The sequence below is a fragment of the Pseudomonas corrugata genome (assembly GCF_001269905.1).
Taxonomy (GTDB): Bacteria; Pseudomonadota; Gammaproteobacteria; order Pseudomonadales; family Pseudomonadaceae; genus Aquipseudomonas; species Aquipseudomonas corrugata.
The window spans coordinates 231,752-251,179 of sequence record NZ_LHVK01000003.1 but is presented as its reverse complement, the minus strand read 5'-3'; the positions used below and the strand labels follow the sequence as shown (position 1 = coordinate 251,179).

Genomic DNA, 19,428 nt, shown 5'->3' with positions numbered 1-19,428 from the left:
GGCTCGGTCTGACTGGTCTGAACAGTTGGGCCGCGTTTCGCACCTTTATCGAGCGTCGGTATCGGCCGCCGAACCCTGCTGGGGCACGACTTGCCGGGCGCGGCGAATAGCTTTACAACTAGTCGCTCACTGGCCGGATATACCCGAAAAAACATGAATTCCATCTCCCGTGCAGTTCCCGAAGTGGCCTTGCAAGGCATCCGCAAACTGATCGCCGATGAAGGCTTCGGTCCGGGGGATGCGTTGCCGTCGCAACGGGATCTGGCACTGCAACTGGGCGTGAGTCGGGCGTCCTTGCGCGAGGCCCTGTCGTCGTTGAGTGCGCTGGGGATGATCAGCGTGCAGCCCGGCAAAGGGGTGTTCGTACAATCGTCGGTGGAGGTTTCTCACGGTGAGTCGACAGCGGGTTGGCCATTCGCGGCCCAGGTCTCGCCACTGGACATCTTCCAGTTGCGCTATGCCCTGGAGGGCTTCGCAGCCGGAATGGCGGCGGCGACGCTGAGCCCCGATGAACTGGATGTGCTGGGCGACAACGTTGAGGCTATGCGCCGGGAACTGAAATCAGGGGATTTCGACGCCGCGGCGCGGCTGGATTTCGAGTTTCACCGGCGGATCCTGCAGGCCAGCGGCAACCAGGCGATGCTGAACATCCTCACCGCCAGCGCAGAGATCTTCCTGGAGAGCCAGAAACTACCGTTCATCAGGGCGGAGCGGGCCATGGAAACCTGGCAGGAACATCGAAAAATCCTCCGGGCGCTGTCTCGGCGAGCCTCTGGCTCCGCCCAGAAAGCCATGCAGGAACATGTCCGTAACGCCGCGCTGCGCACCGGAATCGGCTTCGTCGCCCCGAGTGCTTCATGACCTGAGTCATGTCCAAATGCGTCCGGCGCCATAGCGAGACTCAATCAACAGTGGCTTCCTGAACCCGGGAAGGGCAGCTATGATGGGCCACGTTTTTTTGCTGACAACCCCGGAGATTTCCATGAGCAGCGATCTGATCAAACACGTTACCGACGCTAGCTTCGACGACGAAGTACTCAAGTCCGAAGGCGCGGTACTGGTCGACTATTGGGCTGAGTGGTGCGGTCCCTGCAAGATGATCGCTCCTGTCCTGGACGAAATTGCCGAGACCTACAAGGGCAAGCTGACCGTCGCCAAGCTGAACATCGACGAAAATCAGGAAACCCCGGCCAAGCACGGCGTGCGTGGTATCCCGACGCTGATGCTGTTCAAGAACGGCAACGTCGAGGCCACCAAGGTCGGTGCGCTGTCGAAGTCGCAGCTGGCTGCATTCCTCGACGCCAACATCTAAGCGCCGAATGCCATTGAAAAAGCCCCGCCAATCGCGGGGCTTTTTCGTTATTCGGGGCTAGACGCTCGCAAATCCAGGTGTTACATTCGGCCCCGCACTGGTTTCTCCATTGCCCCCTGCAAGCCGTCGCCGACGCACTCCTTTCGAATAAGTACGCGATCCTGTCGCCTTCTCTGCGGCGCGGCCTCATTAAGCCAAAAGCTTAATTTCCCCTCCATAAATGATTACGTCATTCCTATATGAATCTGACTGAACTCAAGCAAAAGCCGATTACCGAACTGCTCGAATTGGCCGAACAGATGGGCATAGAAAATATGGCCCGTTCGCGCAAGCAGGACGTGATTTTCTCCCTGCTCAAGAAGCACGCGAAGAGCGGCGAGGAAATCTCCGGTGATGGCGTGCTGGAGATTCTCCAGGACGGCTTCGGCTTCCTCCGTTCCGCGGACGCTTCCTACCTCGCCGGCCCGGACGATATCTACGTCTCGCCGAGCCAGATCCGTCGCTTCAACTTGCGCACCGGTGACACCATCGTTGGCAAGATCCGCCCTCCGAAGGAAGGCGAGCGTTACTTCGCGCTGCTCAAGGTCGACACGATCAACTTCGATCGTCCGGAAAACGCGAAGAACAAGATTCTTTTCGAAAACCTGACCCCGCTGTTCCCGACTGTGCGCATGAAGATGGAAGCCGGCAACGGCTCCACTGAAGACCTCACCGGTCGTGTCATCGACCTGTGCGCACCTATCGGCAAAGGCCAGCGTGGCCTGATCGTGGCGCCGCCGAAAGCGGGCAAGACGATCATGCTGCAGAACATCGCGGCCAACATCGCCCGCAACAATCCTGAAGTTCATCTGATCGTGCTGCTGATCGACGAGCGTCCGGAAGAAGTGACGGAGATGCAACGTACCGTACGCGGCGAAGTGGTCGCCTCGACGTTCGACGAGCCGCCGACCCGTCACGTGCAGGTTGCCGAAATGGTGATCGAAAAGGCCAAGCGTCTGGTCGAGCACAAGAAGGACGTAGTCATCCTGCTGGACTCCATTACCCGCCTGGCCCGTGCCTACAACACCGTGATCCCGAGCTCCGGCAAGGTGCTGACCGGTGGTGTCGATGCCCACGCCCTGGAGAAGCCGAAGCGTTTCTTCGGTGCCGCGCGCAACATCGAAGAAGGCGGCTCGCTGACCATCATCGCCACCGCACTGGTTGAAACCGGTTCGAAGATGGACGAAGTGATCTACGAGGAATTCAAGGGCACCGGCAACATGGAGCTGCCCCTGGACCGTCGCATCGCCGAGAAACGCGTGTTCCCGGCCATCAACATCAACCGTTCGGGCACTCGTCGTGAAGAGCTGCTGACGGCCGATGACGAGTTGCAGCGCATGTGGATCCTGCGCAAGCTGCTGCATCCGATGGATGAAGTGGCTGCCATCGAGTTCCTGGTCGATAAATTGAAGACGACCAAGACCAACGATGAGTTCTTCCTGTCGATGAAGCGCAAGTAAATCGATGGGTCCAGCAAAGCCGGGGAAACCCGGCTTTTTGCTATCTGTACATTTCACTATTTCGAACGGTCGGCGTTAAACTCGGGCCCCCGAACGCCACGGTCACCATGAGGCTTTTGCATGCAGTATCGCGATTTACGCGACTTTATCAGCGGTCTGGAGCAGCGCGGCGAACTCAAGCGCATCCAGGTACCGGTGTCTCCTGTGCTGGAAATGACCGAGGTCTGCGACCGCACCCTGCGTGCCAAAGGTCCGGCGTTATTGTTCGAGAACCCAACAGGCTACGACATACCGGTATTGGGCAACCTGTTCGGCACGCCGGAGCGCGTTGCCCTGGGCATGGGCGCCGAGGCTGTCAGCGAGCTGCGCGAGATCGGCAAGCTGCTGGCGTTTCTCAAGGAGCCCGAGCCGCCCAAGGGCCTGAAGGACGCCTGGTCCAAGCTGCCGATTTTCCGCAAGATCATTTCCATGGCACCGAAGGTCGTCAAGGACGCGGTCTGCCAGGAAGTGGTGATCGAGGGTGAGGATGTAGACCTGGCGATGCTGCCGGTGCAGACCTGCTGGCCGGGCGATGTGGGGCCGTTGATCACTTGGGGGCTGACCGTCACCAAAGGCCCGAACAAAGACCGCCAGAACCTCGGTATCTATCGCCAGCAGGTGATTGGCCGCAACAAGGTCATCATGCGCTGGCTGAGCCACCGTGGCGGTGCGCTGGACTATCGCGAGTGGTGCGAAAAGCATCCCGGCCAGCCTTTCCCTGTTTCCGTGGCCCTGGGCGCGGACCCGGCAACCATTCTCGGTGCCGTTACGCCAGTGCCGGACAGCCTCTCTGAATACGCGTTCGCCGGCCTGCTGCGTGGCAACCGTACCGAGTTGGTGAAATGCCGCGGCAACGACCTGCAGGTTCCGGCCACCGCCGAGATCATCCTCGAAGGCGTGATCCATCCCGGCGAAATGGCCGATGAAGGTCCCTACGGCGATCACACCGGCTACTACAACGAAGTCGACAGTTTCCCGGTGTTCACCGTCGAGCGCATCACCCATCGGATCAAACCGATCTACCACAGCACCTACACTGGCCGTCCGCCCGATGAGCCGGCCATTCTCGGTGTGGCGCTGAACGAAGTCTTCGTGCCTATCCTGCAGAAGCAGTTTCCGGAAATCACTGATTTCTATCTGCCACCGGAGGGTTGTTCCTACCGTATGGCCGTGGTGACCATGAAGAAGTCGTATCCAGGGCATGCCAAGCGGGTGATGCTGGGGGTCTGGTCGTTTCTGCGACAGTTCATGTACACCAAGTTCGTTATCGTCACTGACGACGATATCAATGCACGGGACTGGAACGACGTGATCTGGGCCATCACCACGCGCATGGATCCCAAGCGCGACACGGTGATGATTGAGAACACGCCGATCGACTACCTCGACTTCGCTTCGCCGGTCTCCGGCCTGGGGTCGAAGATGGGACTCGATGCCACGCATAAATGGCCCGGTGAAACCACCCGTGAGTGGGGCCGGGTTATCGTCAAGGATGAAGCCGTTACCCAACGGATCGATGCCATTTGGAATCAGTTAGGAATAGATTGATGCGTGTGACCTTGCAGCCGTCCGGCGCGGTGCTGGAGATACAGCCCGCCGAGCGAATTCTCGATGGTGCGCGGCGCCTGGGCTATGAATGCCCGCAAAGCTGCCGCAACGGCAACTGCCATGTCTGTGGGGCGTTGCTGGTGGAAGGCCGCGTGGAGCAGGCAGGTGAGGTGCGTGATCACGGAGAGATCTTCACCTGCATCGCAGAGCCCCTGGAGGACTGTGTGGTGTTGTGGGATGGGGTGCTGGCGCCGGGCGAGTTGCCGGTGCGTCGCCTGGCGTGCCAGGTCACCGGGTGCGCCGATGTGGGTGGGGATGTCTGGCGGGTCAGTCTGCGTGCCCCGGCGGGCAAGCCGCCGCGTTATCACGCGGGGCAGTATCTGATGGTCGAGCGGGAGAATGGCGATAAGTCGGCTTTCTCCCTGGCTTCGGCGCCGCATTCGGGGCGCGATCTGCAATTGCATGTATTGGTGCGCGAAAACAGTGCGAAGGCGCTGCTGGAGCAACTGCAACGCAACCCCAACGTTCATGTCGAAATGCCTTTCGGCGATACTCACTTGTCCGAATTGCCCGATGGCCCCTTGGTGTTGATCGCCGCCGGCACCGGCATGGCGCAGATGCACAGCCTGATCGAGCACTGCCGGGCAGCAGGCTTCAAGCATCCGGTACATCTCTATTGGGGCGTGCGGCGACCGGACGATTTCTATGAAATCGAGCATTGGGAAGAGTGGAAAAAACTGCCGAATCTGTTCCTGCACAAGGTCGTCAGCGACCTGTGTGGTTGGGAAGGGCGCTGTGGCATGCTCCACGAAGCGGTATGCGAGGACATCAGCGACCTGTCGGGTGTGCACGTCTACGCCAGCGGCTCACCGGCCATGATCTATGCCACCCTCGACGCGCTGGTGGAAGCCGGGATGGACGCCCACCAGATGCGCGCCGACGTGTTTGCCTACGCACCTCGTGCCTGAGCCTTGATCTTGAACGATTCTGGATGGCGCTTTTTTTGTGGCGAGGGGATTTATCCCCGCTGGGCTGCGTAGCAGCCCCATCAATTTATCTGACCCACCGAGCGCTCAGGTTTTAGGGCTGCTACGCAGCCCAACGGGGATAAATCCCCTCGCCACAGGTGTTTTCCAGTGCCATAGGTGTCAGTGGCATCCAACTTGCCTGGGTTCTGACAAGCGTCAGTCCCATGACGCGTGCCTATCCATTTTCCGATCCTCGCGAGGAGCCTTCCGCTACCGGCCATGACCGCTATCGAAACCGCCATTAGCTGCGCCCTGTATCCGCCACGACTCGACCTGGGCGCGCAATTGACCCGAGAGCAATTGCTCGCCTCGATGCAATCGACCATGAGCCTTCACCAGGGCGGTCCGGTCTGGCTGTTCGCCTACGGCTCGTTGATCTGGCGGCCGGAGTGCACGGCAGTGGAACGGATGCGGGGGCGGGTCCATGGCTATCATCGCGGCTTGTACCTGTGGTCCCACGAGCATCGCGGTACGCCGGAATTGCCGGGGCTGGTGTTCGGACTGGACCGCGGTGGGTCATGCAGCGGTTTCGCCTACCGATTGCCGGAGGAGAATCTCGAGGACTCGTTGTTCGCCTTGTGGCAGCGGGAAATGCCCGTTCCGTCCTATCGCCCGCACTGGCTCAGTTGCCGCCTTGAGAATGGCAACCGCGTGCAAGCCTTGGGCTTTGTGCTGGAGCGTCACCTGCCCAGCTATGCCGGCAATCTGCCGGACCATGTTCTGAGCCAGGTGTTTGAAAGTGCCTGCGGGCGTTTCGGCACCACTCGCGATTATGTCGAGCAGACCATACACGCCCTGCGTAGCCACGCCATCCCGGATCGGAATCTGGAGGCGCGGCTCAAGCGTTGCAGTTCAGCCCTCGATCAGGCCACCGCTTCGCGGCTCTGACTGCTGACTTGCTTGTGCCCCAGGGTCGGGGCGAGGAAAGCCATGGCCAGCAGGCATGCGGCGATCAGCAGGATAAAGCCGCCGTTCCAGCCGAAGTAGTCCACCGTGTAACCCATCAAGGCGCTGGCTGCGACTGAACCACCCAGATAACCGAAAAGACCGGTAAAACCGGCAGCGGTACCGGCCGCTTTCTTGGGCACGAGCTCCAGTGCCTGCAGGCCCACCAGCATTACCGGGCCATAGATCAGGAAGCCGATCGCGAACAGCGAGATCATGTCGACCATTGGGTTGCCCGGTGGATTCAGCCAATACACCAGGGTCGCTACCGTTACCAGCGCCATGAACACCATGCCCGTCAGGCCACGGTTGCCACGGAAGATCTTGTCTGACATCCAGCCGCACAGCAGCGTACCGGGAATCCCTGCCCATTCGTAAAGGAAGTAAGCCCAGGACGTCTTGTCGAAGTCGAAGTGCTTGACCTCCTTGAGGTAGGTCGGCGCCCAGTCCAGGATTCCGTAGCGCAGCAAATAGACGAAGACGTTGGCCAGTGCGATTAACCAGAGCATTTTATTGCGCAGCACGTATTTGACGAAGATTTCCTTGGCGCTGAATTCGTTCTCGTGACTGGCATCGTAGCCTTCCGGATAATCGTCCTTGTACTTCTCGATGGGCGGCAATCCCGTTGATTGCGGGGTATCGCGCATGACAATGAAAGCAAATGCAGCCACCAGCAAGGCCACGGCAGCCGGTACATAGAACTTGCTGTGCCAGTCGTTGAACCACCCCATGCCGAGGATCGCCAGCGGACCGATCAGGCCACCGCCGACGTTATGCGCAGTGTTCCATACCGAAACCACTCCGCCGCGTTCTTTCTGCGACCACCAGTGCACCATGGTCCGCCCGCTCGGCGGCCACCCCATGCCTTGTGCCCAACCGTTGATAAACAACAGGATGAACATTATGGCCACGCTGGACGTCGCCCACGGTGCGAAACCGAAAACGAACATCACCGCGGCGGACATCACCAGGCCAAAGGGCAGGAAGTAGCGGGGGTTGGAGCGGTCGGACACGATGCCCATCAGAAATTTGGAAAGACCGTAGGCGATCGCAATTGCCGACACCGCCACGCCGAGCTGGCCTTTTGTATAGCCTTGGGCAATCAGGTCCGGGAATGCCAGGGTGAAGTTCTTGCGTAGCAGGTAGTAACCCGCATACCCAATGAAGATCCCGGCGAAAATCTGCCAACGAAGGCGTCGGTAGGTGCTGTCTATTTTTTCTTCAGGCAGGGGTGCCTGGTGTGCGGCAGGACGAAAGAAAGCAAACATTCAAGGACTCCGGTTTCTTGTTATGGCTGCGAATGCGAATGTTACAGTTTCGTTACCGAAAATAGCATCGCTTGTTTTGCGCTGCACAGGGGAAATGTTGCCGGAGAGATGTTCATAAACGAACGCGTCGCCGAGGCATAAGCGGGCGACGTCGTGGGTCTTGGCGCTGCAAGCGCTTCGATACTATGGAGTCGCGGCCTCGACGCCATGGGCGTCGGGGCCGCATCAATGCAGTCAACGCACCTGCACAACCACCTTTCCAACCGCCTTGCGCTGGGCGAGGTCGTTGATGGCCTGGGCGGCGTTGTCCAGTGGATACAGCTGCGAGACCAGCGGCTTGAGCCTGCCTTCGGCAAACCAGCCGAACAGTTGCTGGAAGTTGGCGGCGTTGTCCTGGGGTTGGCGCTGGGCAAAGGAGCCCCAGAACACGCCCACCACAGCAGCGCCTTTGAGCAGGGCCAGGTTCACCGGCAGCTCGGGAATGCGCCCGCTGGCGAAGCCGACCACCAGCAGCCGGCCATTCCAGGCGATGGAGCGGATGGCCTGGTCGAAGAGATCGCCGCCCACCGGATCGTAGATGACATCCGCGCCCTGGCCGTCGGTGAGGCGTTTGATCTCGTCTTTCAGGCTGGTTTCGCTGTAGTTGATCAGTTCATCGGCGCCGGCTGCCTTGGCCACAGCAAGCTTTTGCGCGCTGCTGGCGGCGGCGATCACCCGTGCGCCCATGGCTTTGCCTATCTCCACCGCCGCCAGGCCTACGCCGCCTGAGGCGCCGAGCACCAGCAGGGTCTCGCCTGGTTGCAGGTTGGCCCGCTGCTTGAGGGCATGCATCGAGGTGCCGTAGGTCATGCTGAAGGCCGCGGCGGTGTTGAAGTCCATGGACGCTGGGATCGGCAGTACGTTGTAGCCTGGCACCGCGACCTGTTCGGCAAAGCTGCCCCAGCCGGTCAGCGCCATCACCCGGTCACCGACCTTGAGGTGGCTGACCCTCTCACCCACTTCCCTGACGACTCCCGCCGCTTCACCGCCGGGAGAAAACGGGAAGGGCGGTTTGAATTGATATTTGCCCTCGATGATCAGCGTGTCGGGGAAATTCACCCCCGCGGCGTATACGTCCAGCAGCACTTCGTTCTTCTTCGCAACGGGGCTGGCGACGTCTTCCAGCACCAGCGACTCGGCGGGGCCGAATTCTTTGCACAGCACGGCTTTCATCAGGGCTATTCCTTTGGGAGTGATGGCCGATAAGTGTAGGTGTGAGAGTCAACGGGTCAACGAGCATGCCCCGCCCTGATAGCCGGCCATAAGCTTGTGCTTGAACGGCGGGTCGGTATGCTGGGCCGCAAAACCGGATGAGGAGTCGAATGTGAAAGCGTGGATCGTATTGATGTTGGCCCTGCTGCTGCCTGCGGCAGTGATGGCCGAAGAAGCCAAGGAAGCAAAAGAAGGTGAGGCCCCGAAGGTCAGCTATATCACCCTGAGCCCGCCCTTCGTGGGCAACTACGGTCTGGATGGCTCGGCGAAACTCAGGGTCTACAAAGCCGACGTGGCCTTGCGCGTGACCGGCGATGCCGCTGCAGCTGCAGTGAAGGCCAACGAACCGCTGATTCGCAATCAGTTGGTTGCGCTGTTCGCCCAGCAGACCACCGAAACCATGAACAACCTTGAGGCCAAGGAAAAGTTGCGCCAGGAAGCGTTGAAGCAGACCCAGCAGGTGATGAACGACGAAACCGGCAAGCCGATGGTGGATGATCTGTTGTTCAACAACCTGATCATCCAGTAAGTCTTGTGCTGTTTGGGCGGGCCTCATCGCGAGCAGGCTCGCACAGGGGATCTTATTGAATGGAGATCCGGCGTGGAGCCAGCTCGCGATGGCGGACCGAGGGGGGGCGATAGCGCTAGGGTTTCAGCGCCATCACCGCTGCCCACTGCTCCGCAGTCACCGGCATCACCGACAGGCGCGAGCCCTTCTGCACCAGCGGCATTTCGGCCAGGGTGGTTTGCTGTTTGAGATAGTCGAGTTTCAGCACGCGGGAAAAGGTTTCGACATGGGCGACGTCGATCGCGGTCCAGGGGTTTTTATCCGGACTGGCCTTCGGGTCGAAGTAGTGGCTGTCGGACTCCAGCGCCGTGGGGTCCGGGTAGGCCGTCCTGACAATTTTCCCGACCCCGGCAATCCCTGGTTCCGGACAGCTCGAGTGATAGAAAAAGAAACTGTCACCTTGCGCCATGGCCCGCAGGAAATTGCGCGCCTGGTAGTTACGGACCCCGTCCCAGCGGGCCTGACCGAGCTTTTCCAGGCCTTGGATGGACAATTCGTCGGGCTCGGATTTCATCAGCCAATAGGCCATGACTGTTACTCCTGGGCGATATGCTAAAAATAGTTCAGCGATTTTATGACAAACCGACAGTCGGTTGACGCCAGCGTTTGCGTGACGGTCAAGGTTGTCGCAAAATGCCGGCCTTCCAAGCTTGACGCTGCTGCACGGCCAATAAGAAAACCGCTGCTGTCATCGTGTGTGATATGCCTTGAGGGGGGCAATCGATGAAACGCAAACCGGATTTGTTGTGGATTCTGGTCATTCTGTTCGGACTGGGTGTTGTAACCACGGGGTACGCCCAGAGCCTGTGGGCCAGCAAGACCGAGGCGCCGATGGATGTCACCCAACCCGCGCCATCGCTTAAACGCTGAAACCGTCTTCCGGGCGCCGCCGATTTTCGCGGCGCCTACTCTGCGATATACCAATGCCTGTCACTGACCGTTCCTTGCAGCGGTACGTCCCAGCTCGCCTGCGCCAGTCTTTCGACTTTCTGGCATTCATGGGCCAGCCCCAGCAACGTTGGCTTGCGCCATAGTTTGCGTCGCGCCAGATACGCCAGGCTGCGGTCATAGAACCCGCCTCCCATGCCGAGGCGGCCGCCCACATCGTCGAACCCCACCAGTGGCAGCAACACCAGGTCCAATGTCCAGACCTTGCGTTGCCGGGCGACATCGATCCGTGGTTCGAGAATCCGAAAGCGATTGGGGTGCAGTTGTTCCCCAGGGCGGATGCGTTGGAAAACCATCTTGGTCCGTGGCCACGGGCTGAGCACCGGCAGGTAAGTGGCCTTGCCCCGGCGCTGGGCTGCGCGCAGCAGCAATCGAGGGTCGATCTCGCCATCGTTGGGCAGGTACAGCGCGATGTGTCTCGCGCGGCGGAACATTGGATGCTGGGCCAGTTGCCGGTAGAGCCCTTGAGCGGCTTGTCGTTGTTGGGCGGGCGTCAGGGCGCGACGGGCCTGGCGCAGCAGGCGCCGAAGTTGGGGGCGGGGCAGCAACGCGGGTTCGGACATGGTCGATGCTTCGAGTCTGGCTGGGATGACACAGCGTAACCGCAAACGATCCAGTCAGAAATGCCTGTGCCAGACACGACAATGCCAGTCCTGGAGACTGGCATTGTCTGGAAAATCAGGCTCCCCGGATGAACCGCTGCCGGCTTAGCCCTTGAACCCGAGAGTTCAAGGTGGAAGTTGCAGGAGGCGTTAAGGCTTTCCGTCAAGCGGACATGCACACCGGCCCCAACGTGCAACCCCCGTGGTTGTGCGTATCGGCTCAGGGACATCACCAGCTGGCAAGCACCCCAGGGAGTGACGCAAGTATACCCCAGGCAGCTCCGCGAATCAGCCCTTGCTGACGTCCGGATCGGTGGCCAACACCAGATCCACCCGTTCCAGCAGGTCGCGCACCTGTTCACGGGTCGATCCGCTGACCTGCACATCCGGCGTATCCTGGCGATGCAGCAGGTCATGGGTGATGTTCAAGGCAGCCATTACGGCGATGCGGTCGGCGCCGATGACTTTGCCGCTGCTGCGGATCTCGCGCATCTTGCCGTCCAGGTAACGGGCGGCGCTCACCAGGTTGCTGCGCTCTTCCTGGGGGCAGATGATCGAATATTCTTTGTCGAGGATCTGCACGGTAACGCTATTGCTTGAACTCATGAGTCTTGCTCCAGGGCCTTGAGGCGCGAAATCATCGATTCGACCTTACGCCGGGCGATTTCGTTTTTTTCAATGAGGTGAGCGCGTTCCTCGCGCCAGGTTTTTTCCTGAGCTAGTAAGAGTCCGTTCTGGCTTTTTAGTTGCTCGACCCGGTCAATTAGCAATTCGAGTCTGGCCATCAGCGCTTGCAGGTCGGTGTCTTCCATTGTGTCCACTGAAGATTGTGTCTGATGGGGGAGGTGTGTCGCACAGCCTCTGATAGTCTTGGCGAGTCTGTCGATGTAGGATACAAGGCCTCCATTCTAGACATAGCGCCGTCTGGCGCCTAGCTGCCCATGCCCATTCAGAATTCCCCGTATCAAGCTTTCGCCACCCTGCTGAGCACCAGCGGCCACCCCGTATCGCCTGCCGAATTGCATGGCCTGTTGCTCGGCCGCAGTTGCGCGGGTGCCGGTTTCGACGCCGAAGGCTGGCTGGCCGATGCTGCCGAGCTGCTCGAAGGCGAGCCGGCGGACAACGTCCGCAATGCCCTCATCGGCCTGCAGGAAATGGTCAAGGGCGAGCTGACCAGCGACGACATGACCGTCGTCCTGCTGCTGCCCACCGACGACGCGCCACTGGCCGAGCGCGCCGCTGCCTTGGGCCAGTGGTGCCAGGGCTTCCTCGCCGGCTTTGGGCTGACCCGCCGCGCCTATGCGCTGAGCGCCGAGGCCAACGAGGTATTGCAGGATCTGGCCGCGATCTCGCAGGTCCAGGATGCCCTGGAAGAGTCCGATGACGGCGAAAGCGACTACATGGAAGTGATGGAATACCTGCGGGTCGCGCCGCTGCTGCTGTTCACCGAGACGAAGAAAACCGCCGAGCCAGCGGCCAGACCGTCCTTGCACTGATTGCTTGAAAGGGAACACCGTCTGCCCATGATTCATATCCCGAAATCGGAATACAGCCGTCGCCGCAAGGCCCTGATGGCGCAGATGGAGCCCAACAGCATCGCAATCCTGCCCGCCGCCGCCGTTGCGATCCGCAACCGCGACGTCGAGCATGTCTACCGCCAGGACAGCGACTTTCAGTACCTCAGCGGCTTTCCCGAGCCGCAGGCGGTGATCGTGCTGATGCCCGGCCGGGCCCATGGCGAATACATCCTGTTCTGCCGCGAGCGCAACGCCGAGCGCGAGTTGTGGGACGGCCTGCGCGCCGGTCAGGAAGGCGCGATCCGCGATTATGGTGCCGACGACGCATTCCCCATCACCGATATCGACGACATCCTGCCGGGCCTGATTGAAGGCCGCGACCGGGTGTATTCGGCCATGGGCAGCAATCCGGAATTCGACCGGCACCTGATGGAGTGGATCAACGTGATTCGCTCCAAGGCCAACCTCGGTGCCCAGCCGCCGAACGAATTCGTTGCCCTGGATCACTTGCTGCACGACATGCGCCTGTATAAATCGGCAGCGGAAGTGAAGGTCATGCGTGAAGCGGCGCGGATCTCTGCCCAGGCGCATATCCGGGCGATGCAGGCGGCGCGTCCTGGGCTCTACGAATACAGCCTGGAAGCCGAACTGGATTACGAATTCCGCAAGGGTGGGGCGAAAATGCCGGCCTATGGCTCGATTGTCGCGTCCGGCCGCAATAGCTGCATCCTGCATTACCAGCAGAACGACGCGCTGCTCAAGGATGGCGACCTGGTGCTGATCGACGCCGGTTGTGAAATCGACTGCTACGCCAGTGATATCACCCGCACCTGGCCGGTCAACGGCAGGTTTTCCCCCGAACAGAAGGCAATCTACGAGTTGGTACTGGAGGCCCAGGAAGCGGCGTTTGCCGAGATTGCGCCGGACAAGCACTGGAACCAGGCCCATGAGGCGACGGTCCGGGTCATTACCGGGGGCCTGGTGCGCCTTGGGCTGCTTGAGGGCGAGGTGAACGAGTTGATCGCCAGCGAAGCCTACCGGGCGTTCTACATGCACCGTGCCGGCCACTGGCTGGGCATGGATGTGCATGATGTGGGCGAATACCGGGTCGGCGGTGAATGGCGAGTATTGGAAGTCGGCATGACACTGACCGTGGAACCTGGCATCTACATTGCGCCGAACAACCGCAATGTAGCGAAAAAATGGCGCGGCATTGGCGTGCGCATAGAGGATGACGTGGTAGTGACCAAAAGCGGATGTGAGATCCTGTCCCGAGGTGTACCCAAGACCGTTGCCGAAATCGAGGCCCTGATGGCCGCCGCACGGGAACAAGTGGCATGAGTCGGGTCAATCTGGCGATCATCGGCGGTGGCCTGGTCGGTGCAAGCCTGGCCCTGGCCCTGCAAGCGGGTGCCAAGGCCCGGGGTTGGAAGATCGTCCTGATCGAGCCCTTTGCCCCCGGCCATGCCTGGCAACCGAGCTACGATGCCCGCTCCTCTGCGTTGTCCTTCGGCTCCCGGCAGATCTATCAGCGCCTGGGGCTCTGGCAGGATATTTCCCAGCGTGCCGAGCCCATCAAACAGATCCATGTGTCTGATCGCGGACGGTTTTCCACGGCTCGGCTGTCGGCCAGCGAGGAAGGTGTCCCGGCCTTGGGCTACGTGGTGGAAAACGCCTGGCTTGGCCAGTGCCTGTGGCAGGGCCTGGACAAGGACGTGGTCAGTTGGCGTTGCCCGGCGCAAGTCACTCGGATGGAGCCGCTGGTTGACGGTTATCGCCTGACCCTGGATGACGAAACACTCCTGGAATGCGACCTTGCGGTGCTGGCCGACGGCGGTCGTTCCGGCCTTCGGGAGCAATTGGGTGTCGGTGTGCGCAATCGCCCGTACGACCAGAGCGCGTTGATCGCCAACATCACCCCCAGCGAAGCCCACAACGGCATGGCCTTCGAGCGCTTCACTGATGACGGCCCGATGGCCTTGCTGCCGCTGCCGGAAAACCGCTGTGCTCTGGTCTGGACCCGTCAGGGCATGGATGCGCAGCGGCTGGCGGACCTTGACGAGCGTAGCTTCCTCAGCGAATTGCAGAGTGTGTTCGGCTATCGCCTGGGTGCATTGAAACAGGTGGGCGTACGACATCTGTACCCGTTGGCACTGGTGGAGGCCGAGGAGCAGGTGCGCCCGCATCTGGCAATCCTGGGCAACGCCGCCCACAGTCTGCATCCGATTGCCGGGCAGGGCTTCAACCTGTCGCTGCGCGATGCCCGGGCGCTGGCCGATGCATTGCTGGACAGCGCAAGTGAACCGGGGGATTTTACCGTGCTGCAGGCTTATCGCGAGCGCCAGCGGATGGACCAGGCCTTGACGGTGGGTTTCTCCGACCAGGTCACGCGACTGTTCAGCAGTCGCCTGCCGCTGGTGTCGGTGGCCCGTAACCTCGGTCTGCTCGGTCTCGACGCGTTGCCCCCCGCCAAGCGTTGGTTCGCCCGCCAGGCCATGGGCCTTGGGACCCGACCCGATGTGTAGGCGTGGGGTTGAACATTCTTTTCATGGGCGGCTCATGTCGCCCGCAAAACAGGCTTGAAGCATGGAATTGCGTGCAGATCTGCTGATTGTCGGCGCCGGTATGGTCGGAAGTGCCCTGGCACTGGCGTTGCAAGGTAGCGGCTTGCAGGTGCTGTTGCTCGACGGCAGCCCGATGAGCGTCAAACCCTTCGATCCCCAGGCGGCATTCGAGCCTCGGGTCAGTGCCCTGTCGACGGCCAGCCAGCGGATCCTCGAGCGCCTTGGCGTTTGGGACGGGATCGCCGCCCGCCGCGCCAGTCCCTATACCGACATGCACGTCTGGGATGGCAGTGGCACCGGGCAGATTCATTTTTCCGCTGAAAGCCTGCATGCCGACACCCTGGGGCATATTGTCGAAAACCGGGTGGTGCAGGACGCACTGCTGGACCGGTTGCATGATTGCGACCTGGGCCTGCTCGCCAACGCGCGACTCGAGCAGATGCGCCGCTCCGGCGATGACTGGCTGCTGACCCTGGCCGATGGTCGCATCCTGCGGGCGCCGCTGGTCATCGCCGCCGATGGCGCGAACTCCGCCGTACGCCGCCTGACGGGAGTTGCCACTCGCGAATGGGATTACCTGCACCATGCCATTGTCACCAGCGTGCGCAGCGCCCAGGCCCATCGAATGACAGCTTGGCAGCGCTTCACCGACAACGGTCCTCTGGCTTTCCTGCCCTTGGAACGCGACGGCCGGCACGACTGGTGTTCGATTGTCTGGTCCACGACCCCTGGCGAGGCGCAGCGCTTGATGGCACTGGATGACGCCGGTTTCTGTACCGAGCTGGAACGAGCCTTCGAAGGCCGGCTCGGTCAGGTAGTCAGCGCCGACCCGCGCCTGTGCGTACCGCTGCGCCAGCGTCACGCCAAGCGCTATGTGGCCGAAGGCCTGGCCTTGATCGGCGATGCGGCCCACACCATCCACCCGCTGGCCGGGCAGGGCGTGAACCTGGGCTTCCTCGACGCTGCGGTGCTGGCCGAGGTGCTGCTGCAGGCAGCCGGACGGGGCGAGCGACTGGCGGATATCAAGGTGTTGAGCCGCTACGAGCGCCGGCGCATGCCCCATAACCTGGCGCTGATGGCGGCGATGGAAGGTTTTGAGCGGCTGTTCCAGGCTGATCCATTGCCGGTACGCTGGTTGCGCAATACCGGGTTGAAGCTGGTGGACCGCCTGCCCGAGGCCAAGGCGTTGTTCGTGCGCGAAGCGCTGGGGTTGATCGGGGATCTGCCGGATCTGGCCAAAGCCTGAGCGTTATGGTGGGGCAGATGGCCCTATCGCGGGCAAACCTTGCTCCCACAGAGCAGGTTGGCCTGGATCTGTGAAAATGAGCTGTCCTTGTGGGAGCAAGGCTTGCCCGCGATGACGGTTGCACGGCTAGCCTACCAGTACGGCAACATTTGGAAATGTCTCCACCCACTGTTTGATTGAGCTGCCAAATGTGAGTCTTTATCATTTGCGCTCGCTCACCCACCGAGAGACCGCTTCCATGTTGGTATCCAAGCGCCTGCTGTCCGCCCTCGCCCTGACCCTCATCGGCTCCACTGCCGTGCAGGCCGCCGATGAGGTCGTGGTCTACTCCTCGCGCATCGATGAGCTGATCAAGCCGGTCTTCGATGTCTACACCAGAAAGACCGGTGTATCGGTGAAGTTCATCACCGACAAGGAAGCGCCGTTGATGCAGCGCATCAAGGCCGAAGGTGAAAATGCCACCGCCGACCTGCTGCTCACCGTCGACGCCGGCAACCTCTGGCAGGCCGAGCAGATGGGCATTCTCCAGCCGTTTACATCCCCGGTAATCGACGCCAACATCCCGTCTCAGTACCGTGCGTCCTCCCATGCCTGGACCGGCTTGAGCCTGCGGGCACGGACCATTGCCTACTCCACTGACCGGGTAAAACCCGACGAGCTGAGCACCTACGAAGCACTGGCGGACAATCAATGGGAAGGTCGCCTGTGCCTGCGCACTTCCAAGAAGGTCTACAACCAGTCCCTCACCGCCACCCTGATCGAAACCCACGGTGCGGAAAAAGCCGAGCAGATTCTCAAGGGCTGGGTCAGGAACCTGTCCACCGACGTGTTTTCCGACGACACCGCATTGCTCGAGGCGATCAACGCCGGGCAGTGCGACGTCGGCATCGTCAACACCTATTATTACGGTCGTCTGCACCAGCAGAAGCCGGACCTGAAAGTGAAGCTGTTCTGGCCGAACCAGGCAGACCGGGGTGTGCACATCAACTTGTCGGGCATCGGCCTGACCCGGCACGCACCGCACCCGGAGGCGGCAAAGAAACTGGTGGAATGGATGACCACGCCAGAAGCTCAAAGTATCTTTGCCGACGTCAACCAGGAATTTCCAGCCAATCCGCAAGTGGAGCCGTCCAAGGAAGTCGCAGCCTGGGGCAAGTTCAAAGCCGATACGCTGCCGGTGGAGGTGGCAGGCAAGCGCCAGGCCGAAGCCATTCGCATGATGGATCGGGCGGGCTGGAACTGACATACGGGGCGAGGTCCCCTGTGGCGAGGGGATGCATCCCCGCTGGCTTGCGAAGCAAGCCCGTGGAAAACAACTCAGTCCACCTGACATACCATGGCTTCCATCGAGCGGGGGTAAATCCCCTCGCCACGGGTTTTCTGTGAGCCTGCCCACGCATCATTTGAACGAGCGCCTTCCTTGACCCACCCCGTCCAACGCCGCTGGTACCCCCTGGTCTTCGCCATCGCCGCGCTGGTCCTGTTGCCCTTGAGTGTGCTGCTGCTGTCCTGGCAAAGCATCGACTCGCAGATATGGTCCCATTTGTGGGACACCCAGATGCCGCGTCTGTTGGGCAATACCCTGACGCTGGTTGTCGGCGTGGGTTCAGGGGTGACGGTGCTGGGCGTCAGCCTTGCCTGGCTCACCAGTCTTTGTGAGTTTCCGGGCCGGCGTTGGCTCGACTGGGCATTGATGCTGCCGTTCGCGATTCCGGCCTACGTGCTGGCGTTTGTCTTCGTGGGCCTGCTGGACTTTGCCGGCCCGGTGCAAACCTTGTTGCGTGACTGGTTCGGCAGCGGCCTGCGCATGCCCCGGGTCCGCTCTACCGGCGGGGTGATCCTGGTGCTGGTCCTGGTTTTTTACCCTTACGTATACCTGCTGGCGCGCAGTGCGTTCCTGGCCCAGGGCAAGGGGTTGATGGAAGCTGCCCGAGTGCTCGGGCAGTCGCCGTGGCAGGCGTTCTGGCGCGTGGCATTACCGATGGCCCGGCCGGCCATCGGGGCGGGCGTGGCGCTGGCATTGATGGAAACCCTCGCGGATTTCGGGGCGGTGTCGGTGTTCAACTTCGACACCTTCACCACGGCCATCTACAAGACCTGGTACGGCTTCTTCAGCCTCTCCAGTGCTGCCCAACTGGCCAGCCTGTTGTTGCTGGCAGTGATGCTGGTGCTCTATGGCGAACGCCGGGCTCGGGGTGCCCAGCGGGCCAGTAACGAACGGCCCAGGGCCAGGGCTTTGTATGCCTTGTGTGGTCTCAAGGCCGCAGCGGCCACTGGTTGGTGCCTGCTGGTATTCATCTGCGCATTCGTCATCCCGGTTCTGCAACTGGTGGTGTGGTTCTGGCAGCGCGGCCGTTTCGATCTGGATGAGCGCTATGCCGGGTTGATTGTCCACACCCTTTACCTGGGGGGCCTGGCGGCGCTGATCACCGTTTGCGTGGCCTTGCTGTTGGCTTTCGCCCGGCGCCTGGCCCCGACCCGTGCCATTCGTGGCGGCGTGGGGCTGGCGAACCTGGGGTATGCCTTGCCTGGGTCGGTGCTGGCGGTGTCGATCATGCTTGCTTTCAGCTATCTGGACCGTGAGCTGGTTATCCCGTTGTCGAGCATGCTCGGCGGCGCGGGTAAGCCCCTGCTGCTGGGCAGCCTGTCGGCCCTGCTGTTGACCTATCTGGTGCGTTTCCTGGCCGTGGCATACGGGCCCCTGGAAAGCAGTCTTGGACGGATCCGCCCATCGTTGCCTGAAGCTGCACGCAGTCTCGGTGTCAGTGGGCCACAACTGTTTTTCAAAGTGTATCTGCCGCTATTGCTGCCCGGCACACTGAGTGCGGCGTTGCTGGTGTTCGTGGATGTGCTCAAGGAAATGCCCGCGACCCTGCTCATGCGCCCGTTCGGTTGGGACACCTTGGCAGTGCGGATCTTCGAAATGACCAGCGAAGGGGAGTGGGCCCGGGCCGCGCTGCCGGCGCTGACCCTGGTATTGGTGGGACTGTTGCCGGTCATCGGATTGATACGACGTTCGGCTCATCGGAGCTGATGAAACGAGTCCCCAGGTGTCAGTCCGAGTGTGCTGTTTCGCCAATACGTTCCTTTTTT

At 61.2% G+C, this 19,428-nt stretch carries 20 protein-coding genes and 1 other RNA gene; 14 read left to right on the top strand and 7 right to left on the bottom strand.

The features are described from left to right. Positions 1-153 precede the first annotated feature (153 nt). The 6 genes from AD665_RS01405 (at position 154) to AD665_RS01380 (ending at position 6,314) form a co-directional block, all read left to right on the top strand. Positions 154-861: a FadR/GntR family transcriptional regulator gene (locus AD665_RS01405; RefSeq protein ID WP_053190598.1), complete on the top strand. Its 708-nt coding sequence runs from the start codon at positions 154-156 to the stop codon at positions 859-861. Positions 862-982: 121 nt separating this feature from the next. After that, positions 983-1,312 carry a thioredoxin TrxA gene (trxA, locus tag AD665_RS01400; protein ID WP_024780513.1) on the top strand — a complete coding sequence of 110 codons (330 nt, stop codon included), beginning with the start codon at positions 983-985 and terminating at the stop codon, positions 1,310-1,312. 239 nt (positions 1,313-1,551) lie between these two features. After that, positions 1,552-2,811: a transcription termination factor Rho gene (rho, locus tag AD665_RS01395; protein ID WP_003206716.1), complete on the top strand. Its 1,260-nt coding sequence runs from the start codon at positions 1,552-1,554 to the stop codon at positions 2,809-2,811. 120 nt (positions 2,812-2,931) lie between these two features. After that, positions 2,932-4,398, top strand: a complete 1,467-nt coding sequence (gene ubiD / locus AD665_RS01390) for a 4-hydroxy-3-polyprenylbenzoate decarboxylase (RefSeq protein ID WP_024780512.1) — start codon at positions 2,932-2,934, stop codon at positions 4,396-4,398. Continuing rightward, positions 4,398-5,366: a CDP-6-deoxy-delta-3,4-glucoseen reductase gene (locus AD665_RS01385; protein WP_024780511.1), complete on the top strand. Its 969-nt coding sequence runs from the start codon at positions 4,398-4,400 to the stop codon at positions 5,364-5,366. Before ubiD ends, AD665_RS01385 begins: the two co-directional genes overlap by 1 nt. 279 nt (positions 5,367-5,645) lie before the next feature. Then, positions 5,646-6,314: a gamma-glutamylcyclotransferase gene (locus tag AD665_RS01380; protein WP_024780510.1), complete on the top strand. Its 669-nt coding sequence runs from the start codon at positions 5,646-5,648 to the stop codon at positions 6,312-6,314. On the opposite strand, the gene glpT is transcribed toward AD665_RS01380, so the two are convergent. After that, positions 6,290-7,639 carry a glycerol-3-phosphate transporter gene (gene glpT / locus AD665_RS01375; protein ID WP_024780509.1) on the bottom strand — a complete coding sequence of 450 codons (1,350 nt, stop codon included), beginning with the start codon at positions 7,637-7,639 and terminating at the stop codon, positions 6,290-6,292. The genes AD665_RS01380 and glpT overlap by 25 nt on opposite strands. 234 nt (positions 7,640-7,873) lie before the next feature. Next, on the bottom strand, positions 7,874-8,851 hold the full coding sequence (locus AD665_RS01370) for an NADPH:quinone oxidoreductase family protein (RefSeq protein WP_024780508.1): 978 nt from the start codon (positions 8,849-8,851) through the stop codon (positions 7,874-7,876). Positions 8,852-9,002: 151 nt separating this feature from the next. Between AD665_RS01370 and AD665_RS01365 the strand changes: the two genes are divergently transcribed. After that, complete coding sequence (locus tag AD665_RS01365; protein ID WP_024780507.1) at positions 9,003-9,419, top strand: flagellar basal body-associated protein FliL; 417 nt, start codon at positions 9,003-9,005, stop codon at positions 9,417-9,419. 115 nt (positions 9,420-9,534) lie between these two features. Here the strand turns inward: AD665_RS01365 and AD665_RS01360 are convergent, their stop codons facing one another. After that, the gene (locus AD665_RS01360; RefSeq protein ID WP_053190596.1) at positions 9,535-9,987 is read right to left on the bottom strand and encodes an EVE domain-containing protein; all 453 of its coding nucleotides are present in this window, start codon (positions 9,985-9,987) and stop codon (positions 9,535-9,537) included. Positions 9,988-10,181: 194 nt separating this feature from the next. Between AD665_RS01360 and AD665_RS27545 the strand changes: the two genes are divergently transcribed. Continuing rightward, positions 10,182-10,328, top strand: coding sequence for a hypothetical protein (locus tag AD665_RS27545; RefSeq protein WP_167355720.1), 147 nt, complete (start codon positions 10,182-10,184; stop codon positions 10,326-10,328). Between the two features lie 35 nt (positions 10,329-10,363). Here AD665_RS27545 and AD665_RS01355 read toward each other — a convergent pair whose 3' ends face one another. From AD665_RS01355 to AD665_RS01345, 4 genes are all read right to left on the bottom strand, one after another. Beyond that, on the bottom strand, positions 10,364-10,969 hold the full coding sequence (locus AD665_RS01355; RefSeq protein WP_053190595.1) for a 5-formyltetrahydrofolate cyclo-ligase: 606 nt from the start codon (positions 10,967-10,969) through the stop codon (positions 10,364-10,366). A gap of 117 nt (positions 10,970-11,086) precedes the next feature. Beyond that, positions 11,087-11,266: non-coding RNA, 6S RNA (gene ssrS / locus AD665_RS26585), on the bottom strand. Between the two features lie 30 nt (positions 11,267-11,296). After that, positions 11,297-11,614 carry a cell division protein ZapA gene (locus AD665_RS01350; protein ID WP_024780504.1) on the bottom strand — a complete coding sequence of 106 codons (318 nt, stop codon included), beginning with the start codon at positions 11,612-11,614 and terminating at the stop codon, positions 11,297-11,299. Beyond that, a complete protein-coding gene (locus tag AD665_RS01345) occupies positions 11,611-11,820 on the bottom strand; it encodes a TIGR02449 family protein (RefSeq protein WP_003177365.1) in 210 nt (69 codons plus the stop codon). The genes AD665_RS01350 and AD665_RS01345 overlap by 4 nt, the downstream gene beginning before the upstream one ends. A 129-nt stretch (positions 11,821-11,949) precedes the next feature. Between AD665_RS01345 and AD665_RS01340 the strand changes: the two genes are divergently transcribed. The 6 genes from AD665_RS01340 to AD665_RS01315 all read left to right on the top strand — a co-directional run bounded on the left by AD665_RS01340 (position 11,950) and on the right by AD665_RS01315 (position 19,369). Then, positions 11,950-12,504: a YecA/YgfB family protein gene (locus tag AD665_RS01340; protein WP_024780503.1), complete on the top strand. Its 555-nt coding sequence runs from the start codon at positions 11,950-11,952 to the stop codon at positions 12,502-12,504. A gap of 27 nt (positions 12,505-12,531) precedes the next feature. Beyond that, positions 12,532-13,866, top strand: coding sequence for a Xaa-Pro aminopeptidase (gene pepP, locus AD665_RS01335; RefSeq protein ID WP_024780502.1), 1,335 nt, complete (start codon positions 12,532-12,534; stop codon positions 13,864-13,866). Next, a complete protein-coding gene (ubiH, locus tag AD665_RS01330) occupies positions 13,863-15,050 on the top strand; it encodes a 2-octaprenyl-6-methoxyphenyl hydroxylase (RefSeq protein WP_053190592.1) in 1,188 nt (395 codons plus the stop codon). The genes pepP and ubiH overlap by 4 nt, the downstream gene beginning before the upstream one ends. A 67-nt stretch (positions 15,051-15,117) precedes the next feature. Continuing rightward, the gene (locus AD665_RS01325; protein ID WP_173668677.1) at positions 15,118-16,335 is read left to right on the top strand and encodes a 2-octaprenyl-3-methyl-6-methoxy-1,4-benzoquinol hydroxylase; all 1,218 of its coding nucleotides are present in this window, start codon (positions 15,118-15,120) and stop codon (positions 16,333-16,335) included. A 238-nt stretch (positions 16,336-16,573) separates the two neighbouring features. Further along, positions 16,574-17,578 (top strand): extracellular solute-binding protein, encoded by a 1,005-nt coding sequence (locus AD665_RS01320; RefSeq protein WP_024780499.1) that lies wholly within the window; start codon positions 16,574-16,576, stop codon positions 17,576-17,578. A 177-nt stretch (positions 17,579-17,755) separates the two neighbouring features. Next, positions 17,756-19,369 carry an ABC transporter permease gene (locus tag AD665_RS01315; protein ID WP_053190588.1) on the top strand — a complete coding sequence of 538 codons (1,614 nt, stop codon included), beginning with the start codon at positions 17,756-17,758 and terminating at the stop codon, positions 19,367-19,369. Positions 19,370-19,428: the final 59 nt, after the last annotated feature.

What these genes read in the sequence shown, in the direction of transcription:
- AD665_RS01340 (WP_024780503.1), top strand. Translation starts at nt 11,950, where the DNA reads ATGCCCATTCAGAATTCCCCGTATCAAGCTTTCGCCACCCTGCTGAGC.
- glpT (WP_024780509.1), bottom strand. Translation starts at nt 7,639, where the DNA reads ATGTTTGCTTTCTTTCGTCCTGCCGCACACCAGGCACCCCTGCCTGAA.
- AD665_RS27545 (WP_167355720.1), top strand. Translation starts at nt 10,182, where the DNA reads ATGAAACGCAAACCGGATTTGTTGTGGATTCTGGTCATTCTGTTCGGA.
- AD665_RS01380 (WP_024780510.1), top strand. Translation starts at nt 5,646, where the DNA reads ATGACCGCTATCGAAACCGCCATTAGCTGCGCCCTGTATCCGCCACGA.
- ubiD (WP_024780512.1), top strand. Translation starts at nt 2,932, where the DNA reads ATGCAGTATCGCGATTTACGCGACTTTATCAGCGGTCTGGAGCAGCGC.
- AD665_RS01320 (WP_024780499.1), top strand. Translation starts at nt 16,574, where the DNA reads ATGTTGGTATCCAAGCGCCTGCTGTCCGCCCTCGCCCTGACCCTCATC.
- AD665_RS01350 (WP_024780504.1), bottom strand. Translation starts at nt 11,614, where the DNA reads ATGAGTTCAAGCAATAGCGTTACCGTGCAGATCCTCGACAAAGAATAT.
- AD665_RS01405 (WP_053190598.1), top strand. Translation starts at nt 154, where the DNA reads ATGAATTCCATCTCCCGTGCAGTTCCCGAAGTGGCCTTGCAAGGCATC.
- pepP (WP_024780502.1), top strand. Translation starts at nt 12,532, where the DNA reads ATGATTCATATCCCGAAATCGGAATACAGCCGTCGCCGCAAGGCCCTG.
- AD665_RS01370 (WP_024780508.1), bottom strand. Translation starts at nt 8,851, where the DNA reads ATGAAAGCCGTGCTGTGCAAAGAATTCGGCCCCGCCGAGTCGCTGGTG.
- AD665_RS01360 (WP_053190596.1), bottom strand. Translation starts at nt 9,987, where the DNA reads ATGGCCTATTGGCTGATGAAATCCGAGCCCGACGAATTGTCCATCCAA.
- ubiH (WP_053190592.1), top strand. Translation starts at nt 13,863, where the DNA reads ATGAGTCGGGTCAATCTGGCGATCATCGGCGGTGGCCTGGTCGGTGCA.
- AD665_RS01385 (WP_024780511.1), top strand. Translation starts at nt 4,398, where the DNA reads ATGCGTGTGACCTTGCAGCCGTCCGGCGCGGTGCTGGAGATACAGCCC.
- rho (WP_003206716.1), top strand. Translation starts at nt 1,552, where the DNA reads ATGAATCTGACTGAACTCAAGCAAAAGCCGATTACCGAACTGCTCGAA.
- AD665_RS01345 (WP_003177365.1), bottom strand. Translation starts at nt 11,820, where the DNA reads ATGGAAGACACCGACCTGCAAGCGCTGATGGCCAGACTCGAATTGCTA.
- trxA (WP_024780513.1), top strand. Translation starts at nt 983, where the DNA reads ATGAGCAGCGATCTGATCAAACACGTTACCGACGCTAGCTTCGACGAC.
- AD665_RS01355 (WP_053190595.1), bottom strand. Translation starts at nt 10,969, where the DNA reads ATGTCCGAACCCGCGTTGCTGCCCCGCCCCCAACTTCGGCGCCTGCTG.